The 25,395-nt window shown below is 71.9% G+C and carries 22 protein-coding genes and 1 pseudogene; 11 read left to right on the forward strand and 12 right to left on the reverse strand.

What is annotated here, in order from left to right; genetic code table 11:
- Positions 1 to 7: 7 nt before the first annotated feature.
- Positions 8 to 904: a VOC family protein gene (locus MTO99_RS12555; protein ID WP_243553981.1), complete on the forward strand. Its 897-nt coding sequence runs from the start codon at positions 8 to 10 to the stop codon at positions 902 to 904.
- A gap of 87 nt (positions 905 to 991) precedes the next feature.
- On the opposite strand, the gene MTO99_RS12560 is transcribed toward MTO99_RS12555, so the two are convergent.
- Positions 992 to 1,630 (reverse strand): TetR/AcrR family transcriptional regulator, encoded by a 639-nt coding sequence (locus tag MTO99_RS12560; protein WP_243553982.1) that lies wholly within the window; start codon positions 1,628 to 1,630, stop codon positions 992 to 994.
- Positions 1,631 to 1,708: 78 nt separating this feature from the next.
- On the opposite strand from MTO99_RS12560, the gene kynA reads away from it, so the two are divergent.
- The 4 genes from kynA (at position 1,709) to MTO99_RS12580 (ending at position 5,727) form a co-directional block, all read left to right on the forward strand.
- Positions 1,709 to 2,590, forward strand: coding sequence for a tryptophan 2,3-dioxygenase (gene kynA / locus MTO99_RS12565; protein WP_256461013.1), 882 nt, complete (start codon positions 1,709 to 1,711; stop codon positions 2,588 to 2,590).
- Positions 2,591 to 2,594: 4 nt separating this feature from the next.
- Positions 2,595 to 3,689, forward strand: a complete 1,095-nt coding sequence (locus tag MTO99_RS12570) for an amidohydrolase family protein (RefSeq protein ID WP_243553983.1) — start codon at positions 2,595 to 2,597, stop codon at positions 3,687 to 3,689.
- A complete protein-coding gene (locus MTO99_RS12575; RefSeq protein ID WP_243553984.1) occupies positions 3,686 to 4,945 on the forward strand; it encodes a kynureninase in 1,260 nt (419 codons plus the stop codon). Before MTO99_RS12570 ends, MTO99_RS12575 begins: the two co-directional genes overlap by 4 nt.
- A 299-nt stretch (positions 4,946 to 5,244) precedes the next feature.
- Positions 5,245 to 5,727, forward strand: coding sequence for a hypothetical protein (locus MTO99_RS12580; protein ID WP_243553985.1), 483 nt, complete (start codon positions 5,245 to 5,247; stop codon positions 5,725 to 5,727).
- A gap of 72 nt (positions 5,728 to 5,799) precedes the next feature.
- On the opposite strand, the gene MTO99_RS12585 is transcribed toward MTO99_RS12580, so the two are convergent.
- Positions 5,800 to 6,315, reverse strand: a complete 516-nt coding sequence (locus MTO99_RS12585) for a pyridoxamine 5'-phosphate oxidase family protein (protein ID WP_243553986.1) — start codon at positions 6,313 to 6,315, stop codon at positions 5,800 to 5,802.
- Between the two features lie 116 nt (positions 6,316 to 6,431).
- Here MTO99_RS12585 and MTO99_RS12590 point away from each other — a divergent pair, with 116 nt between their 5' ends.
- From MTO99_RS12590 to purQ, 3 genes and pseudogenes are all read left to right on the forward strand, one after another.
- On the forward strand, positions 6,432 to 7,997 hold the full coding sequence (locus MTO99_RS12590) for an HNH endonuclease signature motif containing protein (RefSeq protein ID WP_243553987.1): 1,566 nt from the start codon (positions 6,432 to 6,434) through the stop codon (positions 7,995 to 7,997).
- Positions 7,998 to 8,235: 238 nt separating this feature from the next.
- A pseudogene (purS, locus tag MTO99_RS12595) lies at positions 8,236 to 8,469 on the forward strand (phosphoribosylformylglycinamidine synthase subunit PurS); the annotation flags it as partial.
- A 113-nt stretch (positions 8,470 to 8,582) separates the two neighbouring features.
- On the forward strand, positions 8,583 to 9,281 hold the full coding sequence (gene purQ / locus MTO99_RS12600) for a phosphoribosylformylglycinamidine synthase subunit PurQ (RefSeq protein WP_243553989.1): 699 nt from the start codon (positions 8,583 to 8,585) through the stop codon (positions 9,279 to 9,281).
- A 40-nt stretch (positions 9,282 to 9,321) separates the two neighbouring features.
- On the opposite strand, the gene MTO99_RS12605 is transcribed toward purQ, so the two are convergent.
- Both MTO99_RS12605 and MTO99_RS12610 read right to left on the reverse strand, forming a co-directional pair.
- Complete coding sequence (locus MTO99_RS12605; protein WP_243553991.1) at positions 9,322 to 10,719, reverse strand: hypothetical protein; 1,398 nt, start codon at positions 10,717 to 10,719, stop codon at positions 9,322 to 9,324.
- A 62-nt stretch (positions 10,720 to 10,781) separates the two neighbouring features.
- Positions 10,782 to 12,227: a mechanosensitive ion channel family protein gene (locus MTO99_RS12610; protein WP_243553993.1), complete on the reverse strand. Its 1,446-nt coding sequence runs from the start codon at positions 12,225 to 12,227 to the stop codon at positions 10,782 to 10,784.
- A gap of 301 nt (positions 12,228 to 12,528) precedes the next feature.
- Here MTO99_RS12610 and lhgO point away from each other — a divergent pair, with 301 nt between their 5' ends.
- Entirely contained in the window at positions 12,529 to 13,749 is a 1,221-nt protein-coding gene (gene lhgO / locus MTO99_RS12615; RefSeq protein ID WP_243553995.1) for an L-2-hydroxyglutarate oxidase, read from the forward strand.
- Positions 13,750 to 13,776: 27 nt separating this feature from the next.
- Here lhgO and MTO99_RS12620 read toward each other — a convergent pair whose 3' ends face one another.
- The 4 genes from MTO99_RS12620 to MTO99_RS12635 all read right to left on the reverse strand — a co-directional run bounded on the left by MTO99_RS12620 (position 13,777) and on the right by MTO99_RS12635 (position 17,373).
- Complete coding sequence (locus tag MTO99_RS12620; protein ID WP_243553997.1) at positions 13,777 to 14,514, reverse strand: hypothetical protein; 738 nt, start codon at positions 14,512 to 14,514, stop codon at positions 13,777 to 13,779.
- 249 nt (positions 14,515 to 14,763) lie between these two features.
- Complete coding sequence (locus tag MTO99_RS12625) at positions 14,764 to 15,042, reverse strand: hypothetical protein (protein ID WP_243553998.1); 279 nt, start codon at positions 15,040 to 15,042, stop codon at positions 14,764 to 14,766.
- A 188-nt stretch (positions 15,043 to 15,230) separates the two neighbouring features.
- Complete coding sequence (locus tag MTO99_RS12630; RefSeq protein ID WP_243553999.1) at positions 15,231 to 16,757, reverse strand: catalase; 1,527 nt, start codon at positions 16,755 to 16,757, stop codon at positions 15,231 to 15,233.
- Between the two features lie 115 nt (positions 16,758 to 16,872).
- The gene (locus tag MTO99_RS12635; protein ID WP_243554000.1) at positions 16,873 to 17,373 is read right to left on the reverse strand and encodes a Fur family transcriptional regulator; all 501 of its coding nucleotides are present in this window, start codon (positions 17,371 to 17,373) and stop codon (positions 16,873 to 16,875) included.
- A gap of 141 nt (positions 17,374 to 17,514) precedes the next feature.
- Here MTO99_RS12635 and MTO99_RS12640 point away from each other — a divergent pair, with 141 nt between their 5' ends.
- Entirely contained in the window at positions 17,515 to 19,146 is a 1,632-nt protein-coding gene (locus MTO99_RS12640; protein WP_243554001.1) for an AMP-binding protein, read from the forward strand.
- Between the two features lie 220 nt (positions 19,147 to 19,366).
- Here the strand turns inward: MTO99_RS12640 and MTO99_RS12645 are convergent, their stop codons facing one another.
- Together MTO99_RS12645 and MTO99_RS12650 are read right to left on the reverse strand one after the other, a co-directional pair.
- Positions 19,367 to 19,912, reverse strand: coding sequence for an adenine phosphoribosyltransferase (locus MTO99_RS12645; RefSeq protein ID WP_243554002.1), 546 nt, complete (start codon positions 19,910 to 19,912; stop codon positions 19,367 to 19,369).
- A 217-nt stretch (positions 19,913 to 20,129) separates the two neighbouring features.
- Entirely contained in the window at positions 20,130 to 21,392 is a 1,263-nt protein-coding gene (locus MTO99_RS12650) for a hypothetical protein (RefSeq protein WP_243554003.1), read from the reverse strand.
- A 258-nt stretch (positions 21,393 to 21,650) separates the two neighbouring features.
- Here MTO99_RS12650 and purL point away from each other — a divergent pair, with 258 nt between their 5' ends.
- Positions 21,651 to 23,987 (forward strand): phosphoribosylformylglycinamidine synthase subunit PurL, encoded by a 2,337-nt coding sequence (gene purL / locus MTO99_RS12655; RefSeq protein ID WP_243554004.1) that lies wholly within the window; start codon positions 21,651 to 21,653, stop codon positions 23,985 to 23,987.
- A gap of 52 nt (positions 23,988 to 24,039) precedes the next feature.
- Here the strand turns inward: purL and MTO99_RS12660 are convergent, their stop codons facing one another.
- Both MTO99_RS12660 and MTO99_RS12665 read right to left on the reverse strand, forming a co-directional pair.
- Positions 24,040 to 24,705 (reverse strand): VIT1/CCC1 transporter family protein, encoded by a 666-nt coding sequence (locus MTO99_RS12660; protein WP_243554005.1) that lies wholly within the window; start codon positions 24,703 to 24,705, stop codon positions 24,040 to 24,042.
- A gap of 2 nt (positions 24,706 to 24,707) precedes the next feature.
- Complete coding sequence (locus tag MTO99_RS12665; protein ID WP_243554006.1) at positions 24,708 to 25,370, reverse strand: VIT1/CCC1 transporter family protein; 663 nt, start codon at positions 25,368 to 25,370, stop codon at positions 24,708 to 24,710.
- Positions 25,371 to 25,395: the final 25 nt, after the last annotated feature.

The raw sequence follows: 25,395 nt of genomic DNA on the forward strand, positions 1-25,395 counted from the left end.
GGTTGTGATGACAACTAACCAGCCGACCGAGCGCGATCTGCTCGCCGCGGACACCGGTATGGGCGCGGTGACCCTGCGGGTCGCCGACCTCGACGCCATGATCCGCTACTACCGCGACGGCGTCACCCTCGACCTGCTGCGCCACGACGGACCGACCGCCGTGCTCGGGCGCGGCACGACGCCGATCGTGATCCTCGAGCACGCCCCCGAGCTGCGCCACGCGGCACCGCGAGAGGCGGGCCTGTTCCACACCGCCATCCTGTTCGACACGCGGCAGGCGCTCGCGACCGCCATCCTCTCGGTGGCGAGCCGCTACCCGGGCACGTTCACCGGCAGCGCCGACCACCTGGTCAGCGAGGCGTTCTACTTCACCGATCCCGAGGGCAACGGCGTCGAGCTGTACTTCGACCGGGATCGGTCGACCTGGAGCTGGGTGCACGGCCAGATCGAGATGGCGACGATCTTCCTCGATCCGAACGGCTACCTGGCCGAGCATCTCGGCGAGGCCGGTGCGGATGCCGCGACCAGCGGCGACCGACTGGGTTCCGCGGTGGTCGGGCATGTGCATCTGTCGGTCGGCGACGTGGCGAGCGCGCGCGAGTTCTACGTGCGCCGGCTCGGCTTCGAGACGACGGCCGAGCTCGGTGGGCAGGCGCTGTTCGTGTCGGCGGGCGGCTACCACCACCACATGGCGATGAACACCTGGAACAGCCGGGGAGCGGGGCGCCGGCAGCTCGCGCTCGGCCTCGGCAAGGTCGAGATCGTCGTGCCCACCGCGGACGACCTGGGCGCGCTCGGCGAGCGGATGCGGCACTACGAGGTCGCGACCCGCGACGACGGTCGCACGCTCGCGTTCGACGACCCGTGGGCGAACCTGGTCGAGGTGCGCGCAGCCTCGGCGTGAACCCCGTCGGCACGGCCGCGCCAGCGGGTGCGACCGCGCCCGCCGGCACGGCCGCGCCAGCGGGTGCGACCGCGGCCCGCGGAACGTCTACGGCAGGTCGCGCCGATGCGCGGCGTCGTGGAACTCGCCGAAGTCGGGCACGGCTCCGGGCAGCGGCGCGAGGCCCGGTCGCGCGCGCAGCCCGTCGAGGATGATGCGCAGCTGGCGCGGCTGGTACGACAGGGTCGCACCGCCGAATTGCCCGAGCGAGCCGAGCATGTTCGTGAGGATGTTCAGGTCGACCGAGGTGACGTCGGGGCGCAACGACCCCTCGGCGATCGCCCGTTCGATGATGCCGTCGATGATCGACTCGAATTCGAGCCCCGGGCGGTAGTCGGGGTCGAGCTCGGCGACCCGTCGCATGAGCGCCGGCAGGTACGGCGTGTCGGCGACCCAGGCGCCGAGACGCTCGAGGAACAGTTCGATCGCCTCCCAGCCGGTCGGTGCGTCCACGATCTCGGGTCCGAGGTCGTGGAACATCGCGATCGCACTGTCGTAGAGCTCGCGGATGAGCGCATCGCGGTTGGCGAAGTGCCGGTACACGGTGCCGGCGCCGACGCCGGCCCGGGCGGCGAGCTCGTCGAGGGGGGCATCGATACCGCGCTCGGTGAAGAGTCGCTTGGCCTCTTCGATGAGGCGAGCGTGGTTCCGCCGCGCGTCGCGGCGGTTGGATGTTGCTGAGCTCACTCTCCGAGCGTACCGCCTCGGCGACCGTGAAACGGAGGGCCTTAGGTCTCCGTTTCATGCGCCGCGTAGGCTTGCGGTGTGGTCACCGACTCACCAGGCGCCGACGCTCCCGTCGCCGACAACACGCGCCCCATCGAGGCATCCGTCGTCACCGACTTCCGCGACCGCATGAGCTATGGCGGGTACCTCGACCTCGACACGCTGCTGGCCGCGCAGCGGCCGATCTCCGACCCCGAGCACCACGACGAGCTGCTGTTCATCATCCAGCACCAGACCACCGAGCTGTGGCTGAAGCTGCTGCTGCACGAGCTGCGCGCGGCGTGCGACCACCTCGCCGACGATGAGCTCGCGCCCGCGCTGAAATGCCTGGCGCGCGTCAAGCACATCCTGAAGACCCTCACCGAGCAGTGGTCGGTGCTCGCGACGCTGACCCCCGCCGAGTACGCGCAGTTCCGCGGCGTGCTCGGCAACGCGAGCGGGTTCCAGTCGTACCAGTACCGCGCGGTCGAGTTCGTGCTCGGCAACAAGAACGCGAAGATGCTGCAGGTGTTCGACGCCGACCCCGCGGCGCAGGCGATCGTGCGCGAGGCGCTCGAACGGCCGAGCCTGTACGACGAGTTCCTGCGGCTGCTGGCGCGCGCCGGGTACCCGATCCCGGCCGACATCCTCGACCGCGACGTGACGACGGCGTGGACCTTCCGCGCCGATCTGGTGCCCGTCTTCGCCGAGATCTACGCGCACACCGACGAGCACTGGGCCGCGTACGAGACCTGCGAAGAGCTCGTCGACCTCGAGGACGACGTGCAGCTCTGGCGGTTCCGGCACCTGAAGACGGTCGAGCGCATCATCGGCTCCAAGCGCGGCACCGGCGGGTCGAGCGGGTCGCCGTTCCTGAAGCGCGCGCTCGAGCTCACCTTCTTCCCCGAACTGTTCGCCGTCCGCACCGAGCTTCCGGAGTGATCGGATGCCACGTCCCGCCCCGATCGCACTCGGCCCGTTCGCCCGCCCCGCGCGGCGCTCGCTGAACGGCGACCACCCGGGCGAGGTCGGCACGGCGCTGCCGCCGCTCGTCGACCACCACGTGCACCTCATGCTGGCCGGCTCGAGTCCCGCCGACGGCTTGGCGCGACTCGTCGAAGGGGGCGTCTCGGCCGTGGTCGACCTCGGCGCGCCGCTCGCGCTGGTCGATCCGCTGCGCGACCGCGGGATGCCCCGGGTCGACTTCGCCGGACCGTTCCTCACGGCCCGCGGCGGGTACCCGCTCGACCGGCCGTGGGCCGCCGCCGGGTCGGTGCGCGAGATCGAACCCGTCGACGGGTCGCGCTCGGCGCTGCCCTCGCCCGCCGAGACGGCGATCTCGGAACTGCATTCGTTCGGGGCATCCGTGGTGAAGGTCGTGCTGAACGCGGACGCCGGGCCCGTGCTCGACCCGGCGACGCTCGCGGCGATCGTGCGCGCGGCGCGCGCGCACGGCATGCCGGTCGTCGCGCACGTCGAAGGCGCCGGGATGTCGCGGCTCGCGATCGAGGCCGGAGCCGATGCGATGGCGCACACCCCGTTCACCGAGCACGTCGACGACGAGCTCATCGCCCGGGCCGTCGCGCAGGGCCAACGCTGGATCTCGACGCTGTTCGTGCAGGGGTACGGCGAGACGACGCCCGACTTCACGCGAGCCGTCGACAACCTCGCGCGGTTCCGCGCCGCCGGCGGCGACGTGCTCTACGGCACCGATCTCGGCAACGGCGAACAGCCCATCGGCGTGAACCCCGACGAGCTCGCCGCGCTCGTGCGGGCCGGCCTCGAGGCATCCGATCTGATCGCCGCCCTCATCGACCCGTGGCCGCGCGTCGGCGCCGTCGAGGGCGTGGCGACCTTCGTACCCGGGCCGCCGCCCGCCTCGCTCGACGAGGTGCCGGCGTGGCTGGCGACGGCGCGGGTGGTGCCCGCCGAAGAGCTCGACGCCTCCGCCATCGCCGTCGGCGTCGCCATCGCCGTCGGCGGAGCATCCGACCCCATCTCCGCCTCCTCTGCTCCCCTCGACCGAGACGTGACCGCATGACCCTCGATCCGCACCTGGCCTACGCCCGTCGCATGGACCGCGCCGACGGGCTCGCGCACTATCGCAAGCGGTTCCACGGCACCGACAGCCCGCTCGTCTACTTCGACGGCAACTCGCTCGGGCGGCCGCCGATCGCCGCGATCGAGCGGATGCAACGGTTCATGGAGCACGACTGGGGCGGCCGGCTCATCCGCGGCTGGGACGAGTCGTGGCTGCAGCTGCCGCTCGAGATCGGCGACCGCATCGGCCGCGCCGTGATCGAGGCGAAGGCCGGGCAGACCGTGATCGGCGACTCCACCACGGTGCTGCTGTACAAGCTCGCACGAGCGGCCGTCGACGCACAGGTGGCGCGGCATCCCGAACGTCGCGAGATCGTGATCGACACCGACAACTTCCCGACCGACCGATACGTGCTCGAGGGCATCGCGCGCGAGCGCGGCCTCACGGTGCGGTGGATCGACGTCGACACCGCACGCGGGGTCACCCCCGCCCAGTTGCGCGCCGCGGTGGGCCGACAGACCGCGCTCGTCGTCGTCTCGCACGTCGCCTACCGTTCGGCGTACCTGGCGGATGCCGCCGAGCTGACCCGCATCGCCCACGAAGCGGGTGCGCTCATCCTGTGGGATCTCTGCCACTCAGCCGGATCGGTGCCCGTGCGTGCCGACGCCTGGGAGTTCGACCTCGCGGTCGGCTGCACCTACAAGTACCTGAACGGCGGACCCGGGTCGCCCGCATTCGCCTACGTGCGCGACGACCTGCAGCGTGCGCTCGCGCAGCCGATCCAGGGCTGGTTCGGGGCGGCCGACCAGTTCGCGATGGGGCCGCGGTACGAGCCGGTGCCCGGCATCCGCCGGTTCCTGTCGGGCACGTCGCCGATCCTCGCGATGCTGCCGATGGACGAGACGCTCGCGATGATCGAGGAAGCCGGCATCACCGCGGTGCGCGCGAAGTCGGTCGCGCTCACGACGTTCGCGATCGAACTGGCCGACGCCTGGCTCGCGCCGCTCGGAGTGACGCTCGCCTCGCCGATCGACCCCGCCGAGCGCGGTGGGCACGTGACGCTCCACCACGACGCGATGCGCGAGGTGACCGCCCGACTCTGGCAGCGCGACGTGATCCCCGACTATCGCGACCCCGGCGGGCTGCGCATCGGCCTGGCGCCCCTCTCGACGAGCTTCGAGGAGGTGCACCGCGGCCTGGATGCCACGCGCGAATGCCTGCGCGAGGTGATCGCCGAGCGGGCGGGCCTGGGGTAGGACGGCGGCTGGTTCCGCTGGCCGCTGGTGCCCGGTGGCGCGCGCTGGCCGCCGCCGAGGCCCGCTGGCCGCCGCTGGCCGCCGCTGGCCGCCGCTGGTCCCGCTGGTCGCGCTGGTCGAGTGGCGAGCGCAGCGACCGTATCGAGACCCTCCGCTGCCCGCCCGCGATACCCGGCCCCCGCCACCTCCACCCCACCCCGCTAGCACCCCCGTCCACGGCGATCAACCCCGCGCCGCTTCCGGGCGGCCCGGCTGGATGCGTGCCTACGATGGCCTCCACTCAGCCGACAGGAGGCACCATGACGGATGCAGCGAAGCGAGGCGACGACGCGGTGGCCGGCGTGGCGGGCGCCGCGAAGGACGCCGCCGAAGCCGCGGCAGGGCAGGTCGCGGACGCCGCGAGCGCCGCGAGCGGCGCGGTGGCGCACGCCGCCGACACGACCGCGGATGCCGCGAAGCATGTCGCCGACCAGGCCGCGGATGCTGCCGGAGGCGCACGCGAAACCGTCGAGGGGACGATCGACGCGGCCAGGGATGCGGCCTCGGATGCCTCGGACAACCTGAAGTCGGCGGCCTCGCAGGCGCGCGACGCCGGCGCCGACCTCCTCGAGTCCGTGCAGGAGCAGGCCGAGACGCTCACCGAGCGCGGGCGCGAACTCGCCGAGGACGGCGTGGGCTACGTCAAGGCGAAGTATCGCGAGAACCCGGCGCTCGTCATCGCGGTCGGCGCCGCGGCGCTCGCGGGCGTCGTGCTCATCATCCGGGGGATCTCGCGCCGCTGAGGCAGGCGCACGTTCGCGTCCTCGCGTGTCGGTGCCTCGCACGCTGCGCAGCGCGGCCCGCTCAGCGCGTATCTACTCCGCGCGCCAGATCTGCCTGGGGCGGTATCCGTGCTTGCGCAACCAGTGCTCGGTGTAGACGATGCGCTGCGGGGTGATGATCGTGAGCGGGTCGGTCGGGGGTTGGTCGAGTCGCCGACCTCGTTCGACGTGATCGGACTGCCAGCGGAACGCCTCCCAGTACGGCCGCGCGTCGGGATCGTCGTGCTCGAGCGTGCGTGCGGTGCCGAAGAGCTGGGCGCCGCGGCTGCTCGCCTGTCCGACGAGCGGCGCGAAGATGCCCGCCGACACTCGCGGATCCCGGCGCAGGTTGCGCGACTTCGGCGACGCGTTCCAGCTCGAGTACATGATCTCGAATCCGAGGCTCGAGAACCGCACCGGTGTCGCCGCCGGAGATCCATCGCGCGCGACCGTTGCGACGACGGCCATGTTCTGCGTCGAGAGCAGGTTCAAGATGCGGTCCTCGAGCAGGTCGCGCGGCGCGACCCCGTCGGGTGACGGTCCGTTCAGCCATGGGTTCGTAGTGGGCATCGCTCGTCGTTCCTCTCGCGCGGTCGGATCACGCCACCCTGCCGGATCCAGCCGGGCGCTCCAACACCCTGTGGAGAAGTCTCGAACATATCTTCGAATCTCGGTAGGCTGAGGGCATGTCGACGGCAGCGCTCCTCACCAGGCCCGACAGCGCTGTGCCGGCAACGCCAGACGAGCGATCGCCGTACGCGATCGCGCAAGACTCGCTCGGCGCGCTCGTCGACACCGTGGTGCATGCGGCGCGCGTCGAGGCGATGCATCAGGCGATGCAGCTCGACCTGATCCGGCTGGCGATCGAGGTCGCCGCGCGAGCCGAGGTCGCGTTCACGTCTCCGCGCCTGTCGTCGACCCGACGGCGCGAGATCGCCCGCCGCTCGATCATCGCCGAGCTCGCCACGGCGATGCATCTGCCCGAGCAGACCGTCGCCCGGCTCGCCGACGAGGGCTGGGCGCTGGCCGAGCGACTGCCCGAGACCTTCGAGGGCATGCGCCGCGGCGAGTTCAGCCTCGCTCACGCGCGAGTCGCGATCGATCAGAGCGACGGCCTCGCCCCCGAGGCGCTCGCACGGTTCGACCACGAGATCTCGGCGCTGGCCGGCACCATGACGGCGGCGACGCTGCGACGACGGGCCCGGCGCCTGCGCGAACAACTCACGGCCGAGACGCTGCACGATCGGCATCGGGCGGCGCTCGCCGAGCGGCGCATCGAACTCGAGCCCGCGCGCGACGGCATGGCGTGGTTGCACGCGTTCCTGCCTGCCACCGAGGCGCTGCTCATCCACGACCGACTCACCCGGTTCGCGGCGGCATGCGACCCGAGCCGGGTCGCCTCAGTCGAGGCCGGCAGCGGCTCGCCCGAGCGCAGCTCGTCGGTCGATGCGGTCGCCTCGGGTACCCGGAGCGCCGGTGCCACCGCGCCTTCGATCGTCGCCGGTCCACGAGGTTCCGACACCTCTCGCACACTCGACCAGCGGCGTGCCGACGCGTTCCGCGACCTGTTGATCGATGGCCGCACCGACGGTGGCGTCACGGGCCGGTCGATCGCGCCGACGGTCGCCGTGACGGTGCCCGTGCTCACACTGCTCGGCGCGCGCGACGAACCGGCGACGCTCGACGGGTACGGGCCGATCGACGCCGACACCGCCCGTCGGCTCGCGACGCACGCCCCGTCGTTCACGCGCATCCTGACCCACCCGGTCACCGGCGCGGTGCTCGACGTCGATCGGCGGTCGTATCGTCCACCGGCAGAGCTCGCCACCTGGGTGCGGTTGCGCGATGAGACCTGCCGATTCCCCGGCTGCAACCGGTCGGCGCGCGGCTGCGATCTCGATCACACCGTTGCCTGGGTCGACGGCGGCCGCACCGCGCACGACAACCTCGCCCACCTCTGCTCGGCGCATCACCATCTCAAGCACGAGTCGTCGTGGTCGGTGCGGGCGATCGGCGACGGCGCACTCGAGTGGCGATCCCCGTCGGGCCGCCGACACACCACCGTGCCCGCCGTCAGCATCGAGCGAGGGTCGAGCGGTCGTCCGCACAGTGTTCCGCACGGTGTTCCGCCCAGTGGGCCTGACGACGGGCCGCACGGCGCGGCCCAGCCGCGGTTGCATCCCGGCTCCCCGCCCGGTGGGCCCCCGGCGCGCGCCGGCTCACCGGACCAGTCCGATCCGCCGCCGTTCTGAGCGCAGCCGACATCTCGACCCGCGCGACCGCAGCGGCGGCGCGACCGCGCGCGCGAGCACGCACCTTGCCGACCACGCTTCCGGCTGACGTGCACGCCACGCGCACGCCACGCGCACGCCACGCGCACGCCCCCTTCCGGCCCACGCCCACGCCCACGGCACCGCCCCGGAGTCTCCGATGTGCGCCCGCTACAATCGAGGCATCCCCACACTCCCGACACCGGACGGAGATCTCCAGGTGCCCACCATCGTCGTCGACGTGATGCCCAAGGCCGAACTGCTGGACCCCCAGGGGAAGGCCGTCGCCGGCGCCCTGAGCCGCACCGGCCACACCGCGTTCTCGGGGGTGCGCATCGGCAAGCGGTTCGAGCTGACCGTCGACGGCCCGGTCGACGACGCGCTCAAGGCCGAGGTGCAGCAGCTCGCCGAGCAGGTGCTGTCCAACTCGGTGATCGAAGACGTGGTGGCGATCCACTACGAGCAGTCGAACGCCGAGCTCGCCGAGCAGGCGATCGACGCATCGGCCTCCGACCGCGACGGCGCACTGTCCGAGGGCTTCGGCGCCCCTGCCGGAGAGACCCACTGATGCGCGTCGGCGTCGTCACCTTCCCGGGTTCCCTCGACGACCGCGACGCGCAGCGCGCGGTGCGCCTCGCCGGCGCCGAGCCCGTCGCGCTGTGGCACGGTTCGCACGACCTCGAGGGCGTCGATGCACTGATCCTGCCCGGCGGGTTCAGCTACGGCGACTACCTCCGCTGCGGTGCCATCGCCTCGCTCAGCCCGATCATGACCGAAGTCGTCGACGCTGCGAACGCCGGCATGCCGGTGCTCGGCATCTGCAACGGCTTCCAGATGCTCGTCGAGGCGCACCTGCTCGAGGGCGGGCTGATCCGCAACGACCACGGCTCGTTCGTCTGCCGCGACCAGGTGCTGCGCGTCGAGAACGCCGACACCGCATGGACGAGCGGGTTCGAAACCGACCAGCAGATCACCATCCCGCTGAAGAACGGCGAGGGCGGGTTCATCGCCTCGGAGGACACGCTCGACCGGCTCGAGGGCGAAGGCCGAGTGGTGTTCCGCTACGTCGATGTGAACCCGAACGGGTCGCTGCGCGACATCGCCGGCATCACGAACGCCCGTGGCAACGTGGTGGGCCTCATGCCGCACCCCGAGCACGCCGTCGAACCGGGCTTCGGCCCCGACACGGCCGCTGCGATGCGCTCGGGCGTCGACGGACTCACCTTCTTCACGAGCGTCGTCAAGCGCGCGCTCGTCGAGGCGTAGCGCCGCCCGCAACATCCGCCACCGGCAGTCCCTCACCGACTCAGTTCGAGAAGCATCCCGGCGGCACGAGCGCCTGCGGCAACGGACCGTGGTACGGGTCGGTCATCTGCGGACCCAGCGACGGATCGGCGAGGTCGAAGAACTCGAACGCGCAGGCGTCCTCCCAGGCGGCCACGGCCCATGATCCCGCGACCAGATGCAATCGCGTCGTGTGCTCGTCGCCCGAACTCCCGATGACGCCCAGCACCATCCAGTCGCGATCGCAGAACTGCGCCGACGGGTCGATCGAGGTGCCCGCGCCGAGCAGGGCCTGCACCGCCCCGAGCTGGTCAGCGGAGCAGGAAACATCCGTCGGAGGTCGGCCGGTCGCGGGCGCCGCAGGCGACGCGGTGAACGACCGGATCGCGCAGAACCAGCCGACGTCTCCACTCCCGAATACGCCGCTCGAGGCGCCGCTGCCGACGAACGAGCCGTCGACGACGTTGCCGTCGAGCACGACCACCGTCATGCCGTCGTCGGCCTCGACGTGCACCTCCCACACCGTGCTGATCCGGGTGAGCGTGCCGTGCAGCACCTGACCCGGCGTGGTCAGGCTCGCCTCGGCGCCCGACACGGTGAGGATCTGCCCGGTCAGCGGGAAGGTCCCGCAGTCGTCGGGCCGCGCTGCGACGACGTAGTCGCCGGCGAGCGGCGAGCTCTCCACGGTCGGGACGTCGGGCATCGCCGTCGCGGCCGGCGCCGACGGGTCGATCGGGTCGAACGACAGCGACGAGATGATGCGCACGATCGTGCGGTACTCGTCGGATTCCCGGTACGCGCGCGCCTCGTCGAGGTCCGCGAACTCCAGCGACGACGGCACCGACGCGTGCTCGAAGTGCGCCGAGAAGCTGACCGCGCCGACCTCGCCGGGCTCGAAGACGAGGTGATCGATCGAGTTGTCGCAGGCCTCCCGGCCGGCGGTCGGGGCGACCGTGCTGCCGAGCCCTGCGACGACGTGATCGCCCTGGTCGAGGGTCTCGAATGCGACGGTCGGGGCGACCCCGAGCGAGTCGGGCGGGATCGTCATCGCCGTCTCGTCGAGCCGCGCGTACGGGTAGGTCGGCATCGAGGAGGGGTCGCAGCCCGGCCCGCCGATCCCCCATATCTTGTGCGCGTACGAGAGCCGGGACTCCCCGTCGGCGTTCAGGATCTCGTACGCCATCGTGCCCTGGCCGTCGGGATCGGGGCCTGGCGGCAGCACGGTCCAGTCGGCGGGGAGCTGCCACGAGGCGAGCCCGTCGGCGGTCGAGAACGTGAGCCAGGCCGGCTCCGGCTCGGCGGACGGCGAACCCGGCGCGCTGGACATCGCCGCCCGGTCGGGAGATGCTCCGCATCCCGCCAGGACGACCGATGCGCACGCCACCCCCAGCGCGTACGCGACGCGAGTCCACGCGTGCACGGCCGGAGTCTATCGATCGCGGCGGTCCACTCGCGAGGGATCCTCATGTCCCAGAACGGGGGTCACCGCCCATCGTCGCCGCGCTCGCCGGCGACCCCGTCGCGGGCGGGCCTGTCGCCGGCGAGCCCGTCGCGGGCCGGCCCGTCACCGGCGGACTCGCCGCCGGCCGGCCCGCCATCATCGGGCGGCCGCACGATCGGCACCGCCTGCGTGAACTGCTGCGCCCGTTCCTCGGCCTCGGGCGTGCCGGTGAACAGACCGGAGCGGTCGCCGTCGCCGTGGCGCTCCTCACCGCCCGCGTCGACCTCCGACGAGCCGTCCTGCGGGCGGCGCCGGCCCGAGGCATCCGCTCGGCCCGGCCCCGCACCGGTCGCGCGAGCCGCCTCGCCCGCGCCCGCCTCGCCCGAGTCCGCCACGCCCGCTTCCGCAGCGCCCGCTTCCGCCGCGCCCGCCCCCGCGCCCCCGGCACCCGCGCCGCCGCGCACCAGCACTCGCTGCGCCGGTTCCGCGTCGGGCTGCGACCGCTGCACCCAGTGCACCAGCTCCTCACGGACATAGCACCGCAGATCGAACAGCGTGGGCGCATCGACGGCGGTCACGAGGACGCGCACGCGCACGAACCCGCCGACCGCATCGGTGACCTGCAGCACCTTCGCCCGGCCGTCCCAGAGGTCGGTGCGCGCGAGGATCGCGTCGAGGTGCTCGCGCATCGCGCCGGGCGACACCCGCCAGTCGAGGTCGAACTCCACGGAGCCGAGGAGCTGGCTGGTCGTGCGCGTCCAGTTCTGGAACGGCTTCGTCGTGAAGTACGTGCACGGCAGCACGAGCCGACGCTCGTCCCACAGCCCGACGACCACGTAGTTGAGCGTGATCTCCTCGATGCGACCCCACTCGCCCTCGACGACGACCACGTCGTCGACGCGGATGGCATCGCTGAACGCGAGCTGCACCCCCGCGAACAGATTGCCGAGCACCGATTGCGCGGCGAGGCCGGCGATGATCGACACGATCCCCGCCGAGGCGAGCACCGACGCGCCGAGCGCGCGCACCGAGTCGAAGGTGAACAGGATGACCCCGATCGCGATCACCACGATCGCGACGACGACGAGCCGGCGCATGATCTGCAATTGCGTTCGCGAGCGCCGCGCGAGCCGGTTGTCGGCGACGTCGATGCGGTAGCGGCGCATGCCGAGGTCCGTCAGGAAGAGGAACCCCTGCGCGACGAGCCAGGCTCCCGCTGCGATGAGCCCGATGAGGAAGAGGTGGTCGACGGCCGGCCGCCACTCGTCCTCGGGGAACGCCACGCCCACCGAGATCCACAGGCCGAGGACCAGCAGGAACACACGGAACGGCCACCGCGTGCGGTCGATGAGGATCGCCGCCCACTCGCGCCGGCGCGCGATCGCGCGCACGATCAGCGACACCAGTGCGGAGACGACGAGCACGGCCGCGACCACCACGAGGACGGCGACGGCGAACGAGAGCCAGGACTGCCAGGTCGGGGACATCCGCCCAGCCTTGCGAACCCGCGAAGGCGCCGCAAAGCGCGCTCAGCGGGTTGACAGCGGGCGTTCAGGCCCGCTCGGGCGGAGCGGAGCGCTCCGGGCGGACGAGCGGATGCTCCGGACGAGCGGATGCCACGGGCGAGCGGATGCCACGGACGAGCGGATGCGCCGGGCAAGCGGATGCCCCGGACGAGCGCGCGAACCTGCGCCCGCGCCGAGCGGATGCCACGCCGGCGCCCTCGACGCACCGGATCGGTCTACACTCGCCGGGAGCCGGGACACGACCACGGCGGTGAGGAGCACGATGACGGACCCCCTCGGCGCAGCGCGCATCGCCATCATCGGCGGCGGGATCGTCGGCATCGCGCTCGCGCGTGCGCTCACGTTGCGCGGCCTCGGCGAGGTCACGGTGTTCGAGAAGGAGCACCGCCTCGCCGCGCACCAGACCGGCCACAACTCGGGCGTCGTGCACGCCGGGCTCTACTACAAGCCGGGTTCGCTGAAGGCCGAGCTGTGCGCGCTCGGCCGGGTCGCGATCCGCGAGTTCTGCGCGGAGAAGAAGCTCCCCTACCGCGAGGTCGGCAAGCTCGTCGTCGCGATCGACGAGTCCGAGCTGCCCGCCCTCGCCGAGATCGAGCGCCGCTCGATCGCGAACGGCGTGCCCGACCTGCGGCGCATCGACGAGGTCGCCGAGCTCCGCGAGATCGAGCCGCACGTCGCGGGCGTCGCGGCGGTGCACTCGCCGCAGACCGCGGTCGTCGACTACGCCGCGATCACCGAGGCGATGGCGCAGGACGTCCGCGCCGGAGGCGGGAGCATCCTGCTCGGCCAGGAGGTCGTCGCGATGACCGTCGAAGCCGGCCGGGTGCGGGTGCGCACCGCGGTCTCGGAGCAGGTGTTCGACCGGGTGATCGCGTGCGCCGGCCTGCAGTCGGACGTGGTCGCGAAGCTCGTCGGCGCCGACCCGTCACCGAAGATCCTGCCGTTCCGCGGCGAGTACTGGTCGCTCGCGCCCGAACGCAACGACCTCGTGAACGGCATGATCTACCCGGTGCCCGACCCGCGATTCCCGTTCCTCGGCGTGCACTTCACCCGCGGCGTGTACGACGACATCCATGTCGGCCCGAACGCCGTGCCCGCGCTCGCGCGCGAGGGGTACCGCTGGCTCGCGATCTCGCCGAAGGACACCTGGGAGTCGCTGACCTGGCCCGGCGCACCGTCGCTCGCGAAGCAGCACTGGCGGATGGGCGTCGACGAGATCAGCGCGTCGCTGCTGAAGACCCGCTGGTTCCGCAAGGCGCGCCGGTTCGTCCCCGAACTGCGCAGCCGCGACCTCGTGGCGAAGACCGCCGCGGGCGTGCGCGCACAGGCGTGGGGGCGCGACGGCGCACTGCTCGACGACTTCGCGGTCGACCAGGTCGGCCCGGTGACCCTGCTGCGCAACGCGCCCTCGCCGGCCGCGACCTCGTCGATGTCGATCGCCGACTACGTGATCGACCACTTCCTCACGGTGCGCGCCGACTGAACGGTGCGCGCCGACGGACGCGGCCGGTCAGGATGCCGCGAGCGCGTCGAACCGGCCGAGGGCGTCGAAGTACCGGTCGGGATCCTGCCGGGTGGCATCCGTCATGAGCAGCACGTGCTCGCCGATGCGCCGGGTGAACTCGCCCACGCACGGGATCGTGACGATCTTCGTGAGCCCCGCGCGCCAGGCCTGGATCAGCACGACCAGCGCTCGGTACTCTGGCGCCTCGTCGTAGGCCGGGACGGTGCGGGTCACGCGGCGCTCGAACGCGCGATGGTTCCAGGCCTGGAACGCGGGCCCGAGGTCGGGAACGGCCTCGCCCAGCTCGTCCCGCCAGCTCGGCCCGACGAGGCTCGCGAGCAGGCTGCGGCGCTCCGGTGAGCCGTCGGCCGTGTCGCCCAGCGCCGCGAAGATGCCGGGGTCGCGGATGGCGCCGGCATGGCCGAGGGCGTCGGCCCACATCCCGGCCCAGGCGTCGGCGGCCCGCTCGCGCACGTGCGCCGGCGGCAGGTCGGCGCCCGCCGGCCGTTCGGGCGGGTCGGCGAGTCGCGGCGGGGCATCCGGCGCGCCCGGCTCGAGCGGGCCCGGCCTGAGCGCGCCCGGCTCGAGGATGCCCGGCTCGAGCGCCCCCGGCTCGAGGATGCCTTCGAGCCCCCACGCCTCGCGCATCCACAGCAGCTCGACGAGCTGGTGCGGATCGTCGTCGACCGCGATGACCATGTCGTGCGGCCACGGATTCCCCGGGATGGGCACGGACGATCGCATCGCTGTCCTTCCTCGCGCGGCATCCGCCGCGCGTCCGCAGCAGCACGGCCCAATGCTACGCCGACCCGTCCCGCCACGACCAGACCCGACCGACCAGACCCGACCGACCAGACCCGACCGACCAGACCCGACCGATGAGGCCCGACCGATGAGGCCCGACCCGGAGGCCCGACCCGGAGGCCCGACCCGATGAGGCCCGACCCGATGAGGCCCGCGCCGCGAGGTGCGAGCCCTCGCGGCGCGGGACGGTCAGGCCGCGTCGGTGTAGCGACCCGGCACTGCGGGAGCGGGCACGCCCGAGACGTAGCCGCCCATGCCGCGCGGGGCGACGCCCGTCACGTACGCGCCGCCGGGCGCGGCGACCGCGGCGACCGCGACGGATGCCCCGAGCGAGACGTATGCACCGCCGAGGGGGTGGGTGGCGGCGGGGAATGCCGCTTCCACCTCGGCGACGACGCGGGCGTCGACCGCCCGGTCGACGTGCTCGCGAGCGGTGGGCGCGTACGCTGGGATGGTTCCGTTGTTCATGATCTCTTCCTTCTCAAGGGTCGGTTCGATGGTTCGGTGATGCCGGGGCTGCCACCCCGGCATCACGCGTTCCCGCCCCCGGCGCTGCCACGCCGGGAACGAGGACGGGCACGGATGCCCCGCCGTGCTGCCACACGCACGGAGCATCCGCTGCCCGGCGCCGAGGGGGAGCCGGGCGCGCCGTACGGCTACGCCGCGTGCACCTCGTCGGGCTCGGGCTCGCCGGCCTCGGGCTGCTGCGGGACATCCGCAACCGGCTCGGCCGCGTACGCCGCCCGCAGCGAGGCACCCAGCCCGGCGTCGACGTTCGTCCAGTACTGGAAGAACCGCTCGCGGATCTCCTCGATCGAGATCGCCCGCGCCTGACCGGTCAGGGTCGCGAGGAAGCGCGCCTTCGACTCGTCGGAGAACACCTCGCGGTAGAGGGTGCCCGCCTGACCGAAGTCGGAGTCCTCGGCGTGCAGCGTCGCCGCCGCGCGCACCAGTTCGCCGTCGTGCTCCCACGAGCCCTCGGCCGCACGCGCCGGGTCGGCGTGCGGGCCTCCGAAGCTGTTCGGCGCGTACACGGGCGTCGAAGGCGCGTTGAAGTGGTGGCGCTGCGCGCCGTCCTGCGAGTAGTTGTGCACCGGCGCGGCGTGCGGCGCGTTCACGGGCAGCTGGTTGTAGTTCGTGCCGACCCGGTAGCGCTGCGCGTCGGGGTAGCTGAACACGCGGGCCATCAGCATCTTGTCGGGGCTGATGTCGGTGCCCGGCACCTGGTTCGCCGGCGAGAAGGCGGCCTGCTCGATCTCGGCGAAGTGGTTCTGCGGGTTGCGGTTCAGCGTGAAGTGGCCGACCTCGACGAGCGGGTAGTCGGCGTGCGGCCACACCTTGGTGAGGTCGAACGGGTTGAAGCGGTACGTCTTCGCCTCGTCGTACGGCATGATCTGGACCTTCACGTCCCAGGTCGGATAGTCGCCGCGCTCGATCGCCTCGTACAGGTCGCGGCGGTAGAAGTCGGCGTCGGCACCGGCGATCGCCTCGGCCTCGCCCGCTTCGATCGTCTCGACGCCCTGGCGCGCGATGAAGTGGTACTTCACCCAGAACCGCTCGCCCGCGGCGTTGATCCACTGGTAGGTGTGCGAGCCGTAGCCGTTCACGTGACGCCACGAACGCGGCAGGCCGCGGTCGCCCATGAGGTACGTCACCTGGTGCGCCGACTCGGGCGAGAGCGTCCAGAAGTCCCACTGCATGTCGGAGTTGCGCAGGCCCGAGCCCGGCAGTCGCTTCTGCGAGTGGATGAAGTCGGGGAACTTGATCGCGTCGCGGATGAAGAACACCGGCGTGTTGTTGCCGACGATGTCGAGGTTGCCCTCGGTCGTGTAGAACTTCAGGGCGAAGCCGCGCACATCGCGCCAGGTGTCGGGCGAACCCAGCTCGCCGGCGACCGACGAGAAGCGCAGCAGCGTCTCGCTCGTCGCGCCCGGCTGGAACACCGCGGCACGCGTGTAGGCCGAGACATCCCCGGTGACGACCAGTTCGCCGAACGCGCCGCCGCCCTTGGCGTGCACGATGCGCTCGGGGATCCGCTCGCGGTTGAACTGCGCCAGCTTCTCGACCAGGTAGCGGTCGTGCAGCACGGTGGCGCCGTCGGCGCCCACCGTGAGGGAATGCGCGTCGCTCGCGACCGGCGTTCCGGTCTGCGTGGTCGTGAACTGCTGCGTCGATTCCGTCATGCGTCCTCTTTCTTCGGTTGGGTGGGTGGCGCGCGGGCACGCCGAGTACCGCCGTGGTGCGGCGGTCGTTCAGTGGGCCGGGATGTCCCGGCCGGGCCGGCTCGTCAGGCCGGGGTCAGGCGGATGCTTCGAGCTCGGCGGATGCTTCGAGCTCGGCGGATGCCTCGAGGCCCGTGCTGTCCGTGACGGTGGGCCTGCAGTCGGCGCAGAGGCCCCAGAAGGTGACCTCGGCCGTGTGGATCGTGAAGCCGTTCGTGGTGTTCGGCGCGAGACACGGGGGTTGCCCCACCACGCAGTCGACGTCGGCGATCGCGTGGCAGCGCGTGCAGACGAGGTGATGGTGGTTGTCGCCGATGCGGCTCTCGTAGAGCGCAGGCGACCCGGCGGGCTCGATGCGGCGGAGGAGTCCCGCGCCGTGGAGCGCGTCGAGCACGTTGTAGACCGACTGGATCGACGTGCCGGGGAGTTCGGCGACGATGCGCTCGTGCACGGAGTGCGCGTCGAGATGACCGTGGCCGGCCAGCGCTTCGAGCACCGCGACGCGGGGCGCCGTCACCTTGAGCCCGGCCGAACGGAGCCGTTCGGCGGTGTGCTCGCGTGCGGTTTCCGTCGTCATGTCGACGAACTTAGCAGGTTATTTTGATTTGCTCAAAACAACGAGGAATTCACGACAACGACGGCGGTGCGGGGCATCCGGACTACCCATCGGACGCGCCGTGAAGCATGATGGTGCGCACGCCCGATCAAAGGAGATCAGATGGCCCACAGCCCGTTGCCCGACGTCGAGATTCCCGACGCGTCGATCTACGACTTCCTGTTCACCGGCCTCGACGAGCAGCAGCTCGACGAAATCGCCCTCATCGACGGCACCAGCGGTGCCACCACCAGCTACCGGCAGCTCATCGCCCACGTGGACCTCTTCGCGGGCGCGTTGGCCGCTCGCGGCGTCGGCGTCGACGACGTGGTCGGCGTGCTCTGCCCGAACGTGCCCGCGTTCGCGACCGTGTTCCACGGGCTGCTGCGCGCCGGCGCCACGGTCACCACGATCAACTCGCTCTACACGCCCGACGAGATCGAGAACCAGCTCCGCGACGCCGGGGCGCACTGGCTCATCACGGTGTCGCCGATGCTGCCGCAGGCCGAGGCCGCCGCGGCCCGGGTCGGCATCCCCGCCTCGCAGCTCATCGTGCTCGACGGGGTCGGCGAAGCCGCAGCGGACGGCGTCGGTGCGGGGCATCCGTCGCTCGCGCAACTGCTCGGCGAGGGGCGCCCGGCACCCGAGGTGAGCTTCGACCCCGCCACCCATCTCGCGGTGCTGCCGTACTCGTCGGGCACCACCGGGCGACCGAAGGGCGTCATGCTCACGCATCGCAACCTCGTCGCGAACGTCTCCCAGTGCTCGGCGAACATCTCGCTCGCCGCGGGCGACCGCGTACTCGCGGTGCTGCCGTTCTTCCACATCTACGGCATGACCGTGCTGCTCAACTTCGCCCTCGACCGACGCGCGGCGCTCGTCACCATGCCGAAGTTCGACCTCGTCGAATTCCTGCGCGTGATCAGCGAGCACCGGGCGACCTGGGTGTTCATCGCGCCGCCGATCGCGGTGGCGCTCGCGAAGCATCCGATCGTCGACCGATACGACCTCTCGAGCGTCGAGGTCGTGTTCTCGGGGGCCGCGCCGCTCGACGGCGCACTCGCCGAAGCCGTCGCAGCACGCCTCGGCTGCACCGTCTGCCAGGGCTACGGCATGACCGAGACCAGCCCGGTGACGCACGCCATCCCGGTCGACCGCACCGACATCGACCGGTCGAGCGTCGGGATCCTCCTCGCGAACACCGAGGCGCGCGTCGTCGACCCGGAGACCGGGGCCGACGTGCCCATCACCGACGGCACCGATAGCTGGAGCGAGCCGGGCGAGCTGCTGATCCGCGGTCCCCAGGTCATGCAGGGCTATCTCAACAACCCGGATGCCACGGCCGCCATGCTCGACGCCGACGGTTGGCTCCACACCGGCGACATCGCGACCATGAACGACGAGGGCCTGTTCCGCATCGTCGACCGACTGAAGGAGCTCATCAAGTACAAGGGCTACCAGGTCGCGCCGGCCGTGCTCGAGGCCGTGCTGCTGGAGCACCCGGCGATCGCGGATGCCGCGGTGATCGGCGTGCACGACGACGACGGCCAGGAGATTCCGAAGGCGTTCGTCGTCGTGCAGTCGGGGGCTTCGCTCGACGCATCCGAGGTCATGGCGCACGTCGCCGCCCACGTCGCTCCGCACGAGAAGGTGCGCCGGGTGGAGTTCATCGAGGCGATCCCGAAGAGTTCGTCGGGGAAGATCCTGCGGAAGGACCTGCGGGCGCGGGAGCAGGCGGCGGCTCCGGTCGCGTAGGGCGCAGCGCCCAGCGCGGTCGCGCGGCTGCTTCTCCGCTGTGCAGGAGTCTGGGACCTGACACCCCCGTAGTCGGGCGGAGAGGTCCCAGACTCCTGCACTTCAGACTCCTGCACCCAGACTCCTGCACTTCAGACGCGCGGATGCCACTCGACCGGAGCGCGCGACCCGCGCGATGCGGGCACTCCTGGCCGCGGTGCGGCAGGCGTGCCGTACGAAGTCAGTAGCGAAGCAGGTTGTACACCCGAAGCCCGTCGCCGAACTCGCGCGCGAGCGCGGCGCGCCCGCCGAGGTCGGCCAGCTCGACCGCGACCGAGACGCCGGCCACGTGCCATCCGGCCCGCTCGATCAGCCGAACGGATGCCGCGACCGTGCCGCCCGTCGCGAGCACGTCGTCGACGATGAGCACGCGGGTGCCCGGCGGCAGTTCGCCCTCGTGCACCTCGAGCGCGGCCGTGCCGTACTCGAGCGCGTACTCCTCGCGCAGCACGGGGCGCGGCAGCTTGCCGGCCTTGCGCACGGTGAGCACGCCCTTGCCGCAGAGCGCCGACGCGGCCGCCGCGAGCAGGAACCCGCGCGCCTCGAGCCCCGCGAGCACGTCGAATTCGCCGTCGAACGGCGCGGTCAGCGACTCCGAGAGGGTGTGGAACGCCGGCCCGTCGGCGAACACCGGGGTGAGGTCGCGGAAGAGGATTCCGGGCTCGGGGAAGTCGGGGATCGTCGCGATGTGCGCCTCGACGAGGTCACGTGCCTGGGGCTCGTTCACTGAAGCAGGCTACCCGCCCCAGCCGTGAGTCCGCGGAATAGGCTCGGCTCGTGCGGTACCTGTCGCTGGACGCGGCGTTCGCGATCGTCGGCCCGTGGACCTGGGCGGCGGTCACCTGGGCGGGCGGCGCACCAGCACACCGCCGATGGGTCGCGTCGAACTCGAGTCGGCGATCGAGTAACGGAATTTCGTCACGCATTGCGGAATTTCGTGACCGCTACCCGCGCGGCCCGCGATTCCGCCCAGCGGCTCGGGCCGGACGAACGGATGCCCCGACCGCGGCCAGCACGCCGCCGGTGAGGAGCGCGACGCCCGCGATCACGAGCGGCAGCGGGTCGGCGCCGGTCCTGGCGAGCGCCCCGCCCGCCGATGCCTTCGGCGCCGCCGGCACGGGCGCGGGCGCGGGCGCGGGAGGCACCGTCGAGAAGTCCACGGCCCCGCGCGCGATGACGACCCGCACGTTCTCTTCGAACTCGTCGTCGATGAAGCGATTCGCGATCACGCTCGCCTCGATCGTCATGCGGTGCCCGGCGGTGGCGAGCCCGCCGACGTCGAGCGTGAGCGAGTTCGTCTCGCCGACCTGCACGCCGTCGACGAACACCGTGTACGTGACCGTGCGCGGTACGTGTCCGCCGACACCCACCGATCCGCCGTAGACGGCCGGCCACGTGAAGTTCGCGCTCGTCGGCGTCGTGCCCGTGACGGTGGGTGCGATCGAGGCGACCTCGGGCGTCACCTCGACGCGCTCGCCGAGCAACGCGTACGAGAACGTCTGGCCGGGCAGCACCGAGTGGTCGGTGAACTCGGTCGCACCCGCCGGCAGCGGAGCGGCCCAATTGTCGCCCCCGATCCAGGTCTCGTCGTCGACGAGCGGCGGCGCCCAGGTCAAGCGCACCGTGGTCGGCCCGGTCGCGACGCCGCGCAGCTCGAACGAGGCCAGGGTGCGGAACGACCGGGTTCCCGTCGTCAGCACCAGTTCGTCGGCGTCGAGCACGTCGACCTGCACGGTGTAGTCGGTGTCGCGGGCGAGCCCGGTCAGGCGGGCGAAGCCGCCGTAGGTGGCGGGCTGCGTGATCTCAACGGTTCCGTCGGTGGTCGTGATGACGTACTGCTCGGCACCCTCGACCTCGGGCCACCAGACGTTGGCGGTGCCCGTGCCGATGCCTCCGACCTCGACGGCGAGCGGCTCGGCTTGTGCGGGGGTCTGCACCTGCGGCCCCTGGTACGACACGAAGATGTGCTCGGGCAGTTCGGGGGCGGCGGGAGCGGCGTCGCCCTCGGGTGCTTCAGGCATCGCCGGGTCTTCGGGCGCCGACGGCTGCTCAGCCACGAGCGGTGCCGCAGCCGGCTCGGGCGCCGGATCCTCGAGCGCGAACGCCGCACCGGCCGCGCCGCCGGTCACCATCGCGAGTGCGAGGCCGGTTGCGACGATCGCGCGCAGACCGAATCTGCGGATACCTCGCCGCGAAGCCCTGCCCATGGTGCTGCTCACCCTCCCGCGACGCCGCCGGGTGGTGTCACCCGGACCGGCGATCGGCGATCCGGGAGCCCGGACGCGCATCATTGACAACGAGTCAACGCTACCGGGGCGGGCGCAACGCGCGCTGAACGGGCGCTGACAGCTCGCTGAGCACCACCCGTCGAGAAGCGAGCCGGCGCGCCCGGGTAGACTCGGGGGGTCCGGCATCCGCCCGCCGCGAGGCATCCGTTCGCGGCCGCTCTCTGGAGTTCGCCACTCGTGACCGACCAGCCCACCGTTCTCGCGCCTGCCCTCGACACCGTCGAGGTCGCTGCCGCCACCCCCGAGAAGGAGCAGCCCTACGCTGCCCTGGGCCTGAAGCCCGACGAGTACGAGCGCATCCGCAACATCCTCGGCCGCCGCCCGACCAGCGCCGAACTCGCGATGTACTCGGTCATGTGGAGCGAGCACTGCTCGTACAAGTCCTCGAAGGTGTACCTGCGCCAGTTCGGCAAGAAGGTCACGCCCGAGATGAAGCAGCACCTGATGGTGGGCATGGGCGAGAACGCCGGCGTGCTCGACATCGGCGAGGGCTGGGCCGTCACGTTCAAGATCGAATCGCACAACCACCCGAGCTACATCGAGCCGTTCCAGGGCGCCGCGACCGGCGTCGGCGGCATCGTGCGCGACATCATCTCGATGGGTGCGCGCCCGGTCGCCGTCATGGACGCGCTGCGCTTCGGCGACATCTCCCACCCCGACACTGCGCGCGTCGTGCACGGCGTGGTCGCCGGCATCAGCTTCTACGGCAACTGTCTCGGCCTGCCGAACATCGGCGGCGAGACCTGGTTCGACCCGGTGTACCAGGCGAACCCGCTCGTGAACGCGCTCGCCGTCGGCGTGCTGCGCCACGAAGACCTGCACCTCGCGAACGCGAAGGGTGCCGGCAACAAGGTCGTGCTGTTCGGCGCCCGCACCGGCGGCGACGGCATCGGCGGAGCATCCATCCTCGCGTCCGACACGTTCGCCCCTTCGACAGGCTCAGGGACCGCTGCACCGAAGAAGCGGCCCGCGGTGCAGGTCGGCGACCCGTTCGCCGAGAAGGTGCTCATCGAGTGCTGCCTCGAGCTGTTCCAGCAGGATCTGGTCGAGGGCATCCAGGATCTCGGCGCGGCCGGCATCTCGTGCGCGACGAGCGAGCTCGCGTCGAACGGCGACGGCGGCATGGCGATCGTGCTCGACGACGTGCTGCTGCGCGACCCCACGCTCACGCCCGAAGAGATCCTGATGAGCGAGTCGCAGGAGCGCATGATGGCGATCGTGCGGCCCGAGAAGCTCGACGGCTTCCTGAAGGTCGTCGAGAAGTGGGACGTCGAGACCAGCGTGCTCGGCGAGGTCACCGACACCGGGCGCCTGAGCATCATGTGGCACGGCCAGGAGATCGTGAACGTCGACCCGCGCACCGTCGCCGTCGACGGCCCGGTCTACGAGCGGCCGGTCGCCTACCCCACTTGGATCGACGCGCTCAACGAGGACACCGCGGCTCGTCTTGCACGGCCCGCGACGCCCGACGAGATCCGCGCCCAGTTCCTCCAGCTCGTCGGCTCGGCGAACCAGGCGGATGCCGCGTGGATCACCAGCCAGTACGACAAGTACGTGCTCGGCAACACCGCGCTCAGCTACCCCGATGACGCCGGCATGATCCGCGTCGACGAGGAGTCGGGCCTCGGCGTCTCGGTCGCGACCGACGCGAACGGCCGCTACTCGTACCTCGACCCGCGCCAGGGCGCGAAGCTCGCCCTCGCCGAGGCGTACCGCAACGTCGCCGTCACCGGCGCCGTGCCCATGGGCGTGAGCGACTGCCTCAACTTCGGCTCCCCCGAGAACCCCGAGGTCATGTGGCAGTTCTCCGAGACCGTCGAAGGGCTCAGCGACGGATGCCTCGAGCTCGGCATTCCCGTCACCGGCGGCAACGTCAGCTTCTACAACCAGACCGGTGACGTGCCGATCCACCCAACGCCCGTGATCGCCGTGCTCGGCGTGATCGACGACGTCGCCCGGCGCCTGCCGAGCGGCTGGCAGGACGACGGCCACAACATCTACCTGCTCGGCGACACCCGCGCCGAGCTCGACGGCTCGGCGTGGGCCGGCGTCGTGCACGACCACCTCGGCGGTCGCCCGCCGGCCGTCGACCTCGCGCACGAGCAGGCGCTCGCGGGCCTGCTCAACGCCGCCGCGATCGAGGGCCTCGTCGACGCCGCGCACGACCTCAGCGACGGCGGCCTCGCGATCGCGCTCGCCGAGGCGGTGTCGCGGTTCGGCGTCGGCGCCCGCGTGTTCCTCGGTGAGGTCATGGAGGACGCCGGCATCGACCTCGCGACCGCGATGTTCAGCGAGTCGGCGGGCCGCGTCATCGTGTCGGTCCCCCGGGAGGACGACGTGAAGTTCCGCGGGCTGTGCGAGGGCCGGGGCATCCCGGTGCGTCGCATCGGCGTGACGGATGCCTCGTCGCAGGCGCTCGAGGTGCAGGACGCGTTCACCGTCTCGGTCGACGAGCTGCGCGGCGCCAACCGCGCCCCGCTCACCGACGCGTTCGGCCCCGTCGTCGGGTACTGAACGGCCGGCGAGCCGGTCACGGCGAGCAGACCACGAGTGCGCGCAGACGCGGCTAGAACACCACGAGGCCCGCGAGGTAGCTGAGCCCCATCGTGGCGAGGCCGATGGCGAGGGTGCGACGCAGGGCGCGCGGCACCGAGGTGTGCGCCGAGAGGGCGATGAGCATGCTCGTGGCTGCGAGCGAGATGAGGACGGCGACGAACACCGCCCAGCTCTCCCACGCCGCTGGGTAGGCGAGCAGGATCAGCAGCGGAAGCGCCGAACCGGTGGCCACCGCCGCCGCGTTCAGCAGACCGCCGAGCAGCGGCCGCGACGGCGGCGTCGGTTCGTCGATGCCGTGTTCGACCTCGAGCTGCGCACCGACGGCGTCGTGCCGATGCAGGTGATCGGCCACCTCGCGCGCCGTCGGCACAGGCACCCCGCGCTCCACGAAGTAGGCCGCGAGATCGTCAAGATCGTCGGAGGCGTCCTCCAGGATGTCGCGCTCGGTCTCCGCGATCAGCGCTCGCTCGGCGTCACGCGCGGCGGCCAGCTCGGCGTACTTCGCACCGAAGCTCGCGACCGACCCCGCCACGAGCGCGGACAGGGAGGCGACCAGCAGCGTCGTGCTCGTCGCTCCGGCGCCCGCGAAGCCCTGCAGCACGCCGGCCGTGGCGATGATGCCGTCGTTCGTCGCGACGGCGAAGTCGCGCGCGGCCTCCGAGCGATACCACCGCATGATCAGAACAGCAGCAGCCCGGAGACGTAGCTGACGGCCATCGTCCCGACCCCGATCGAGAGGGTGCGCAGCACGCCGCGCACGATGCTCGTGCCGCCCGAGCGCGCGCCCACGATCGCGGTCACGACGAGCGACAGCGCCGCGGCGACCGCGACGGCCCACGCCTCGAGCGCGGCGGGGAACACGCTCACCATCACGAACGGCACGGCGGCCCCGAGCGTGAACGCGACCGCCCCGGCGAGCGCCTCGACGAGCGGCGCCGAGCGGCGCATCGGCTCCTGGATGCCGTGCTCGGTCTCGAGCTGGGCGCCGAGCGGATCGGCGGCGCTCAGCTGCTCGGCGACCCGCCGAGCGAGATCGGGCTCGAGCCCCTTGCGCTCGTAGTGGGCGGCGAGTTCGGCGACCTCGTCGTCGGGCCGGGCGGCGAGCTCGGCCCGCTCCTCGGCGATGAGTGCGAGCTGGCGCTCCCGCTCCGAGGCCTGCTCGACGTACTTGGTGCCCGCGAGCGCCAGGGCGCCCGCGACCATCGCCGCGATCGACGCCACGAACAGGGTCGATTCGGATGCCCCGGCTCCCGCGAAGCCCTCGAGCACGCCGGCGGTCGCGATGATGCCGTCGTTCGCGTCGACCACATGACCGTGCAGCAGCTCGCGCGCCCTGCCCATGGGGCGACCCTATCGGGCGCGCCGG

The organism is Agromyces larvae, from assembly GCF_022811705.1.
In the GTDB taxonomy this organism is placed as follows: domain Bacteria; phylum Actinomycetota; class Actinomycetes; order Actinomycetales; family Microbacteriaceae; genus Agromyces; species Agromyces larvae.